The organism is Streptomyces sp. (genome assembly GCF_031178505.1).
In the GTDB taxonomy this organism is placed as follows: domain Bacteria; phylum Actinomycetota; class Actinomycetes; order Streptomycetales; family Streptomycetaceae; genus Streptomyces; species Streptomyces gulbargensis.
Genome location: NZ_JAPSIW010000195.1, coordinates 1 through 9,856 on the forward strand (window position 1 = coordinate 1; position 9,856 = coordinate 9,856).

The window sequence follows — 9,856 nt, forward strand, 5'->3', positions numbered from 1 at the left end:
GCCCGGTCCCCCCCCGGGTCCCCGGCCCCGCACCCCCCGGGCCCTCCCGCTTCCGCCCTCACGCCCCCGAGGCCGCCGCCTCCCGGACCGACCCCGGCGCGCCGTCCGGCGCCCCCGCCTGCCGCCCGGTGCCGGCCCGCCGCTCGGCCCCGCCCCGCAGCTCCGCCGGCAGCTCCTCGGACGGTTCGCCCAGGGCCGCCAGGGCCTCGCGCGCCTTGGGGGCATGGAGCGGGGAGAAGGACGGGTGGATCCGCAAGGCCTCCTCCAGGTGCCGGCGCGCCGGTCCGTCAAGGTCCAGGGCCCGTTCGATCTCGCCCCGGTGGTACGAGAACAGGGCACTGCGCAGGCCCTCGTCCGTCGCCCGCTTCGCGAACTCCAGGGCTTCCTCCGGCTCGCCCGAGCGGTACAGCGCCCAGCCCAGCGCGTCCGCCACCTGGACCGAGCGGTGCCCCCGCGCCCACTCCGCGCGCAGCCGCGTCACCGCCGCCGCCGGATCGCCGTGGTCCGCCTCCAGCAGCCCGAGCACCGCCTCCGCCCGCACCCAGCGGCCCGTCCGCAGCCGCTCGAACCGCGCCCGCGCCTCCGCCCCCCGGCCCAGCGACTCGTCCAGCTCGCCCGCCTCCAGGAGGTACTCCGGCAGCGGCAGCCGGGCCAGCGCCGCCTCCCAGGCGGCCCCCGCCTCCTGCGAACGGCCGAGCGCCGCGAGCGACCGTGCCCGGCCCGCGAGGGACGGCCCGTGGTCCCGTACGAGCCGCAGCGCCGCCCCGTGCTGCTCCAGGGCCTCCGCCGCCTCGCCCCGCTCCCACGCCAGGTCCCCGACCCGGGACAGGGCCGCCGCCTTCTCCGCCGCCGAACCGGCGAGCGCCACCGCGTCCAGCGCCGCCGCGCCCGCGTCCTCACGCCAGCCCCGGTCGCGGTACACCTGCGCCGCCCGGGCCCGTACCGCGGCGCCCGTGTGCAGCTTCTCGTAGTCCTCCAGCGCCTTGCGGGCCGCCGCGTAGTCGCCGAGACCGCTGTAGGCCTCGATGAGCAGCGGATGGACCGTCCACCGCTTGGGCTCCGCCTTCCGTACCCGCTCGCCCCACTCCTTCGCGGCCCGCCAGTCGCCCAGCGCCGCGGCGAGCACGCCGAGGCCCAGCTGCGCGTCCAGGTTGCCCCGGGCCGCGGGCCGTTCCTCCAGGGAGCGCCGCAGGGCCCGCTCGGCCCGGGGGAAGTCCCGTGCGTCCGCCAGGCGCGTGCCCCGTTCGGCGTACGCGGTCCCGAGCACCGCCCAGGACACGGCGTCCTCGGGGTGGGCGCGCAGCCACTTCTCGCGGTCGCCGATCAGCGCCGCCAGGTCGGGCAGGGCGGCCTGCGTCCCGGCGTGCGCGGCGATCGCCGCCCGCTCGGCGGGGCCGGGCGGGCGCGGCGGGCCCTGGGGACCCGGGCCGGGGAGATAGAGCAGAGCCGTCGCCGCGAGCACCGCGCCCACCCCGGCGAGCAGGACCGACCGCGCCACGTTCTCGCTTTTCATGGCGTCACTCTGCGCCCGCCGGACCCGGTACGAAGAGGAGACGAAGCGCCCGCCCCGGCGGGTTCACACCGATGGCCCCGAGTGCCACGCTGGACCCATGGACGATCTTCAGCAGCGGGATCTTCACGAGCGGGACCGGGCCGGCCGGCAGGGGAGTGGCCGGGACCGCGAACCCGGGGCGGCGCCGGACCCCGGCGCCCTGGCCGAGCTCCACGAGCGCCTGCGCGCCGGGCTGCCCGACGGGGCCGTGCTCACCGACCCGGACGTCACCGCCTCCTACGCCCACGACATGGCGAGCTTCTGCACGGCCGGCACCCCCGCGGCCGTCGTGCTCCCGCGCACCGTCGAACAGGTCCAGCACGTCATGCGGACCGCCACCGCGCTCCGCGTCCCGGTCGTGCCCCAGGGCGCCCGCACCGGACTCTCCGGGGGCGCCAACGCCTCCGAGGGCTGCGTCGTGCTCTCCCTCGTCAAGATGGACCGCATCCTCGAGATCGACCCGGTCGACCGCATCGCCGTCGTCGAACCGGGCGTCGTCAACGCGGTCCTGTCACGGGCGGTCGCCGAACACGGCCTGTACTACCCGCCCGACCCGTCCAGTTGGGAGACCTGCACCATCGGCGGGAACATCGGCACCGCCTCCGGTGGCCTGTGCTGCGTCAAGTACGGCGTGACGGCCGAGTACGTCCTCGGCCTCGACGTGGTGCTCGCCGACGGCCGGCTCCTGCGGACCGGGCGCCGCACCGCCAAGGGTGTCGCCGGATATGACCTCACCCGGCTGTTCGTCGGGTCGGAGGGCAGCCTCGGCATCGTCGTGGGGGCGGTGCTCGCGCTGAAGCCGCGGCCACCGGTGCAGCTGGCCCTGGCCGCCGAGTTCCCCTCCACGGCCGCCGCCTGCGAGGCCGTCTGCGCGATCATGGCGGCCGGGCACACTCCCTCGCTGCTGGAGCTGATGGACCGTACCACCGTGCGGGCCGTCAACCGACTGGCCCACATGGGGCTGCCCGACACGACCGAGGCCCTGCTGCTGTGCGCCTTCGACACCGCCGACCCGGTCGCCGACCTGGCCGCCGTCGGGGAGCTGTGCACCGCCGCGGGCGCCACCGAGGTCGTCCCGGCCGCCGACCCCGCCGAGTCCGAACTCCTCCTCCAGGCACGCCGCCTCGCCCTCACCGCCCTGGAGACGATCCGGCCCGCCACGATGATCGACGACGTCTGCGTGCCCCGGACCAAGCTGGCGGCCATGCTCGACGGCACCGCGGCCATCGCGGAGAAGTACCGGCTGACCGTGGGCGTCTGCGCGCACGCCGGGGACGGCAACACCCACCCCGTCGTCTGCTTCGACCCCGCGGACGAGGACGAGTCGCGGCGGGCGCGGGAGTCGTTCGACGAGATCATGGGCCTCGGCCTCTCCCTCGGCGGCACGATCACCGGGGAGCACGGCGTGGGCGTGCTCAAGAAGGAGTGGCTCGCCCGGGAACTCGGTCCGGTCGGCGTGGAGCTCCAGCGCGGCATCAAACGCACCTTCGACCCGCTCGGTCTGCTCAACCCCGGCAAGCTGTTCTGACCCTTCGCCCGGAGGTACGGACCCGGCCGGAGGTACGGACCCACCCGGAGGCACGGAGTCCGGCGGCGGTACGAGGGTGAGCCGGCGGCCCCGGCTCACAGCTCGCCGTCCTGGGACTCGTCCGACGGCCACGGGTCGCGCAGCCACAGGTCGTCGGTGGCCACGGAGGCCGTCAGGAGTTCGGCGAGCCCCTCGTCGATGCCGAGGCGCTCGGACTCCGTGCCCGGCGGCACGGCCCGCAGGGTCCGTTCCAGCCAGGCGGAGATCTGCGCGGACGGCGCTTCGAGGAGCGCGTCGCCGTCGGGGGAGGAGAGTGCCATCAGGACGACGCCCCGGCCCTCCACCTTGGTCGGCCAGATCCGGACGTCCCCGTGGCCGCAGGCCCGGAAGACCCCCTCCACGAGCAGTTCGCGGGCGAAGGTCCAGTTGACCGGGTGCGCGGAGCCGATGTGGAAGGTGACGTGGACGGCGTACGGGTCGTCCGTGCGGTAGGCGAGCAGCGCGGGGACCGGGACGGAGCGCTCGGGGGAGAGCACCAGCCTCAGTTCCAGCTCGCGCTCGACGGTGGTGTCGTCGGTGTTCTGCACGGTCGTACGTCCTCTCGTGGGCGGGCCCCGGTCGGGCCTTCACCGGGAGAGAGCGGGGTGGACGCGGTTCATTACGCGACTTCGGGAAAGTTTTCTCCCGGGACTTCGGGGAGATCCGCCGGAGCAGTTCATGCGACGGCCCGAACATCACTTTGAGTGATCGATTCCGGGATGTGTCGCTCGAAGGCGGGCTTTCTCGCGGGCTCTTTGTTCCCTCGGGGACGTTCTTCGTTACTGTCCTCCCTGGGGCGCGGCACGCCGGGCGCGAGGCCGTGCGGATCAAAGGCGTTGTGACTGAACGGAGTCGGGGCAGTGGCTACTCCTCCTGGAGGCGGCGAAGAGGTACCGCAGGCGGGGTACTACCCGGACCCGTCCATTCCCGGATACATCCGGTACTGGAACGGGGGCGCCTGGGTGCCCGGTACGAGCCGGCCCGCGCCCAAGGAGGGCGAGGCTCCGCCGAACCCGCCCGCCTCCGCGCGGCCCGCGGGCCCGGTCCTGGCCTCCAGCCCGGCCCCTGCCCCCGCCGCGCCGGCCGCGGACCGGGTCGCCGTGGCCTCCCCGGCACCCGCCGCCCCCGCCCCCTCCTCCCCCTCCTCCCCGGGCCCGGTGCCGGCCTCCGCCGCCGTTCCGGCCGTGGAGGAGACGGGCCCCGTCTTCCTCGACGAGGAACCGGCCGCGCAGGAGCCCGCCTCGGCCTGGCAGGCGGACACCTCCCGACAGGCCGGCTTCGGCGGCGAGCACGGCCGGAAGGTCTCCTGGGGGGCGCCCCACGAGACGGCCGAGGAGCCCCCGGCGCAGCTGCGCACCGCGCCGGTCGTGCCCGATCCGCGCACGCCGGCCGACTGGCCCGTGGCGGGCGGCAGCGAACCGGCCGAGCCCCGGGAGGCCGCCTCCGCCCCGGCGCCGCCCGCGGACCCCCGGGCCGGAGCGGGAGCCGCCCGCCTCGGCGGCATGCCGGTCACCCCGGTGCCGACCCCCGCGCCCGCCGCCGAGGCACCCGCCCCCGTGCCGGCCCCGGCCCCCGCCCCCGTACCGGCTCCCACCCCGGCGTGGACCCCGCAGCCGCAGCCGTCCCCGCAGCCTCAGGCGCCCGCCCAACCGCAGCAGCCCCAAACGCCCGCCCAGCCCCAGCAGCCCCACCCGTCGCACCCGCAGGCCGCCGCTCAGCCCCCGGCCCCCGTCCACCCGCAGCCCCCGGCCCACCCCCAGCCGCAGGAACCGGTCGTGCCCTGGAAGCCGCCGGTCGAGGACCCGTTCCTCCAGGCGGCCCGGGAGCAGGCCTCGGCCCGGCCCGCGGGGCTCGGCCGGCGGCTGCTGGCACGACTGGTGGACACCCTGGTCCTGGGCGCCCTGATCGGCGGGGCCTCCTACCCCTTCGTGACGGCCGCCCTGGATCACATCGACGCCAAGATCGAGGCCGCGAAGCAGTCCGGCGTCACCGTCCAGGTGTGGCTGGTGGACTCGACGACCTCCGTGCAGTTCGGCATCGCGCTCGCCGCGTTCTTCGTCCTCGGCCTGCTCTACGAGGCGCTGCCGACCGCCAAGTGGGGCCGCACGCTCGGCAAGAAGCTGTGCGGGATCCACGTACGGGACATCGAGGCGCACGAGCCGCCGACCTTCGGCAAGGCCCTGCGGCGCTGGCTCCTCTACACCGTGCTCGGCGTGCTCGCCGTCGGTGTGCTCAACGTGCTGTGGTGTCTCTTCGACCGCCCCTGGCGCCAGTGCTGGCACGACAAGGCGGCCGGCACCTTCGTCGCCCGCTGACACCGGGTCACCCGCGGCCCGGAACGATGCCGCGTCCCCCGACCGGGCGGTGATTTCTTGCGGGCCCCTCCGCCCCGGGATGCACTGCCCCCATGAGCACCGACCAGCCGCCGCCCGGCCCGCCGCCCGACGAGGACCCGTTCCGCAAGAGGCCCGGGGAGCCCACACCGCCGCCCGGCGGACAGCCGCCGCCCGGGGGTGAGTCCCCTGGGGGACCGCCGCCCGGCTCGCCGTACGACACCCCGCCGGGAAGCCCCTACGGCTCGCCGTACGGCGGCGACGTGCCGCCGCCCCCGCCCCCGTACGGCGGTTACGGCGGCGGGTACGGCGGGACCGACCCGCTCGCCGGGATGCCGCCGCTGGCGGACCCCGGCCGGCGCATCCTGGCGCGGCTCATCGACTGGCTGATCATCGCCGTCCCGCTCGCGATCATCGGCATCCCGTTCGACGTCTACGACCGGTCGACGGTCAACGGCGACGACTTCGGCGACACGGTCACCACCTTCAACGGCGGGAGCCAGTGGGTCTTCCAGCTCCTCACGATCGTCGCCTACGTCGCGTACGACACCGTCATGACGGCCAGGAACGGCCGGACGGTCGGCAAGAAGCTGATGGGCCTGCGGGTCGCGATGCTCAACGACGGCTCCACCCCGCCGATGAGCCAGTCCCTGCTCAGGGCCGTCGTGCTGTGGCTGCCCGCGCTGATCTGCTGCGCCTGCCTGTGGCCGCTGCTCCTGCTCATCCTGATCCTGGTCGACAAGCCGTACAAGCAGGGTCTGCACGACAAGGCGGCGAGGACGGTCGTCGTCAGCGCGCCGCGTTAGAGGTGCGGCGGCGGGCGGGCAGCCGCTCAGGAACCGGTCCGGGTCCCGGTCCGCGTCCTCGCGCGCGGGGCCGACACCCGGACCTCCGCGCCGTCCGGCCGTCCCGCGACCGCGCCGGGGGGCACCCCGGGCGCGGGAGCCGGCGCGGAGGCCCGTACGGCCCTGCCCCGCACGCCGGAGGACGTCACCGCGACCAGCACGCCGAGGACGAGGCCCGCCGCGCAGGCCGCGCCGATGCCGGGGACGGAGGTCGTGCCGGAGATCAGCAGGAGGGTGGCGGTCACGAGGACGACGACGGCCGAGCCGTGGACGAGCGGGAGCGAGCGCGCGTGCGGACGCTGCATGACGGGTACCACCCCTCCGGACATCGCCCCTCCGGACATCGGGTCGACTCTACGACGCACGATGCCCGGGGGGAACGGCGGGTAAGCGTGACCTGATCCACCCCGCCGGTGCACGAGGGGCGCACAGACGCACGGCGGAACGAAACGCCAACTTTCCGGCGAGGAATGTGCCTTGACTGTCCGATAATCGGAATCAAGCACCCGCATAGTGCAGTTGGTCTGTGCAAGTCAAGATCTGTCTTTTCTCGCCGCTCTCCGGTCGAATGTCGTCACTTGTGACGCGCGACCCCGCCGGACGGATACCCCACCTTCGGTCCGAGGGCGTGGGCGCCGGGGAGGACAACACCAAGTGACCAACAGACGACGGACTATCCGAGCGTCCGCAGTCGTCGTGGCCCTCGCGGCCACGGCCGCCACCGCCTCGACCTTCAGCACCGCCTGGGCGCACGACCACGGGGTCGTCACGCCGGCGGAGGTCCGCCAGGACCCGGCGCCGGGCGCCGGGATCGACAAGACGACGGTCGACCACGACCTCGAGGGCCCCTTCAGCGAGCAGCAGGCGCAGCAGCGCAAGGCCGCCCTGGAGCAGGTGCTCAAGGGAGAGGCCAAGGTCGAGCGCCGGGGCGGTTCCCAGGTGGTCAAGCTCGACGCCAAGAAGTACGTCGAGCTGGGCCGGGAGAAGACCGACAAGATCTTCACCATCCTCGTCGAGTTCGGCGACCAGGTCGACGACACGACCCTGGTCGACCGCAAGGACGACGAGACGGACGAGCTGAAGCCGAAGTTCGGCGGCACGCCCGGCCCGCTGCACAACCGGATAGCCCAGCCGGACCGTACGAAGGACAACTCGACGGCCTGGCAGGCGGACTACAACCAGCAGCACTTCCAGGACCTGTACTTCGGCTCCGGCAAGGACCCGAAGACCGGCCAGCAGAAGCACTCGCTGAAGACCTACTACGAGCGCACCTCGTCCGGCCGCTACTCGGTCGACGGCGCGGTCTCCGACTGGGTCAAGGTCCCCTACAACGAGGCCCGCTACGGCTCCAACTACTGCGGCCAGAGCAACTGCGCCAATGTGTGGGACACCGTCCGCGACGGCGTCAACGCCTGGGTCGCCGACCAGAAGGCCAAGGGCCGGACGGACGCGCAGATCAAGGCCGACATGGCCCAGTACGACCAGTGGGACCGCTACGACTTCGACGCCGACGGCAACTTCAACGAGGCCGACGGCTACATCGACCACTTCCAGATCGTCCACGCGGGCGAGGACGAGTCGGCCGGTGGCGGCGCCCAGGGCTCCGACGCGCTGTGGGCGCACCGCTGGTACGCGTACGGCACCAACGCCGGCAAGACCGGCCCGGCCCACAACAAGGCCGGCGGCACGCCGATCGGTGACACCGGCATCTGGGTCGGCGACTACACGATGCAGCCCGAGAACGGCGGCCTCGGCGTCTTCGCCCACGAGTACGGCCACGACCTGGGTCTGCCCGACCTGTACGACACCGCGGGCGGCGAGAACTCGACCGGCTACTGGTCCCTGATGTCCTCCGGCTCCTGGCTGGGCCTCGGCAAGGACTCCATCGGCGACATGCCGGGCGACATGAACGCCTGGGACAAGCTGCAGCTCGGCTGGCTCAACTACACCAAGGTGAGCGACGAGCAGCGCGCCGCGAAGTCCACCCACAAGCTGGGTGTGGCCGCGTACAACACGAAGAACCCGCAGGCGCTCCTCGTCGAGCTGCCGAAGAAGGCCGTCACCACCGACATCGTGGCCCCCGCCGAGGGTGCCTCGCAGTGGTGGAGCGACATGGGTGACGACCTCAAGAACACCCTCACCCGCTCGGTCGACCTGACCGGCAAGTCGTCCGCCTCCCTGGAGCTCCAGGGCTGGTACGACATCGAGGCCGAGTACGACTACCTCTACACCGAGGTGTCGACGGACGGCGGCGCCAACTGGACCGCCGTGGACGGCACCGCCGACGGCAAGCCGCTCCCGCGCGACGCGGCCGGCTCCCCGGCGCTGACCGACGTCTCCGGCGCCCACAAGAAGCTCGTCTACGACCTGAGCGCGTACGCGGGCAAGAAGTTCGACCTCCGCTTCCGCTACCAGACGGACGGCGGCGCGGGCGGCAAGGGCTTCACCGCCGACGCCATCACGCTGACCGCCGACGGTGCCGCCGTCTTCTCGGACAACGCCGAGAACGGTGACAACGGCTGGACGCCCAAGGGCTTCTCGCGCGTGGGCAAGGGCTTCACCAAGGAGTACGAGCAGTACTACATCGCGGAGAACCGCCAGTACGTCTCGTACGACCAGACCCTGAAGGTCGGCCCGTACAACTTCGGCTTCACGGGCGACCGCGCCAGCTGGGTCGAGCACTACCCGTACCAGAACGGTCTGCTCATCTGGAAGTGGGACCTGTCCCAGAAGGACAACAACACCTCGGTCCACCCCGGCCAGGGCCTGATCCTTCCGGTGGACGCGCACCCGACCCCGCTGAAGTTCGGTGACGGCACCCTGATGCGCAACCGCGTCCAGGCGTACGACTCCACCTTCGGCACCTACCGGACCGACGCCTTCCAGCTCCACAAGGCGGACGTGCCGACCTGGATCCACTCGCAGCGGGGCAACCCGGTCTTCGACGACCGGAAGGGCACCTACTGGTTCGAGGAGACCAAGCGGGCCGGCGTCAAGGTAACTGACACCAACACCAAGATCGAGGTCGTCAAGGAGCCGAAGAACGGCCAGACGATCACGGTCCGCGTGGGCCCGTCGACCAAATAATCGGTAAAGCCGCAGGTCATAGCGTGATCGGCCGTCGCCCCCTAGCGGGCGGCGGCCGATCGTGTTTAGGTGCCTCTGACCGAGTTCTTATTGACAGTGCTGACAGCCAACTCACGGGGGAGTGGTTCCGCATGCCCGCTGGAGGGTTCTGCAAGCTGCCGGGAGGCAGTGTCGTCGTCGCGATAGGGCTGCCCAGCCCGGCCGGTGACGGGGCCACCGTCCGCTTCCTGGTGCACGCCGCCAACCGGGCCCGCGCCCTGACCCGGCTGCGGAACCTGGGCCTGCGGGCCGTCTACCTCCGGGGCAACACCGAGCCGCCCACCCCCGACGAGATCACCGCGGTCCTCCACCACCCCGAGGGCCTGCTGTGGCGAGCCACCCGCCACGAGCTGTGGCACCCGGTCCGCACCCTCCCCAAGGCCCCGGCGGCCTGAAGCCCGCCACGGGCCGTGGCACCGGGCCCGCACCCTCC

Annotated in this window: 8 protein-coding genes; 5 read left to right on the forward strand and 3 right to left on the reverse strand. The window is 73.3% G+C overall.

Features of this window, described 5'->3' with window-relative positions:
- Positions 1–58 precede the first annotated feature (58 nt).
- Complete coding sequence (locus RIF68_RS15530; RefSeq protein ID WP_309051837.1) at positions 59–1,513, reverse strand: tetratricopeptide repeat protein; 1,455 nt, start codon at positions 1,511–1,513, stop codon at positions 59–61.
- A 199-nt stretch (positions 1,514–1,712) separates the two neighbouring features.
- On the opposite strand from RIF68_RS15530, the gene RIF68_RS15535 reads away from it, so the two are divergent.
- Positions 1,713–3,080: an FAD-linked oxidase C-terminal domain-containing protein gene (locus tag RIF68_RS15535; RefSeq protein ID WP_309051844.1), complete on the forward strand. Its 1,368-nt coding sequence runs from the start codon at positions 1,713–1,715 to the stop codon at positions 3,078–3,080.
- Between the two features lie 95 nt (positions 3,081–3,175).
- Here RIF68_RS15535 and RIF68_RS15540 read toward each other — a convergent pair whose 3' ends face one another.
- On the reverse strand, positions 3,176–3,667 hold the full coding sequence (locus RIF68_RS15540) for an SsgA family sporulation/cell division regulator (protein ID WP_309051838.1): 492 nt from the start codon (positions 3,665–3,667) through the stop codon (positions 3,176–3,178).
- Between the two features lie 312 nt (positions 3,668–3,979).
- On the opposite strand from RIF68_RS15540, the gene RIF68_RS15545 reads away from it, so the two are divergent.
- Both RIF68_RS15545 and RIF68_RS15550 read left to right on the forward strand, forming a co-directional pair.
- Positions 3,980–5,434, forward strand: a complete 1,455-nt coding sequence (locus RIF68_RS15545; RefSeq protein ID WP_309051839.1) for an RDD family protein — start codon at positions 3,980–3,982, stop codon at positions 5,432–5,434.
- Positions 5,435–5,526: 92 nt separating this feature from the next.
- Entirely contained in the window at positions 5,527–6,258 is a 732-nt protein-coding gene (locus tag RIF68_RS15550; protein WP_309051840.1) for an RDD family protein, read from the forward strand.
- Between the two features lie 26 nt (positions 6,259–6,284).
- On the opposite strand, the gene RIF68_RS15555 is transcribed toward RIF68_RS15550, so the two are convergent.
- Positions 6,285–6,602 carry a hypothetical protein gene (locus tag RIF68_RS15555; RefSeq protein WP_309051841.1) on the reverse strand — a complete coding sequence of 106 codons (318 nt, stop codon included), beginning with the start codon at positions 6,600–6,602 and terminating at the stop codon, positions 6,285–6,287.
- 349 nt (positions 6,603–6,951) lie between these two features.
- Between RIF68_RS15555 and RIF68_RS15560 the strand changes: the two genes are divergently transcribed.
- Positions 6,952–9,384: an immune inhibitor A domain-containing protein gene (locus RIF68_RS15560; RefSeq protein WP_309051842.1), complete on the forward strand. Its 2,433-nt coding sequence runs from the start codon at positions 6,952–6,954 to the stop codon at positions 9,382–9,384.
- A gap of 131 nt (positions 9,385–9,515) precedes the next feature.
- Positions 9,516–9,818: a hypothetical protein gene (locus RIF68_RS15565; RefSeq protein WP_309051843.1), complete on the forward strand. Its 303-nt coding sequence runs from the start codon at positions 9,516–9,518 to the stop codon at positions 9,816–9,818.
- Positions 9,819–9,856: the final 38 nt, after the last annotated feature.

What these genes read in the sequence shown, in the direction of transcription:
- RIF68_RS15555 (WP_309051841.1), bottom strand. Translation starts at nt 6,602, where the DNA reads ATGCAGCGTCCGCACGCGCGCTCGCTCCCGCTCGTCCACGGCTCGGCC.
- RIF68_RS15565 (WP_309051843.1), top strand. Translation starts at nt 9,516, where the DNA reads ATGCCCGCTGGAGGGTTCTGCAAGCTGCCGGGAGGCAGTGTCGTCGTC.
- RIF68_RS15530 (WP_309051837.1), bottom strand. Translation starts at nt 1,513, where the DNA reads ATGAAAAGCGAGAACGTGGCGCGGTCGGTCCTGCTCGCCGGGGTGGGC.
- RIF68_RS15550 (WP_309051840.1), top strand. Translation starts at nt 5,527, where the DNA reads ATGAGCACCGACCAGCCGCCGCCCGGCCCGCCGCCCGACGAGGACCCG.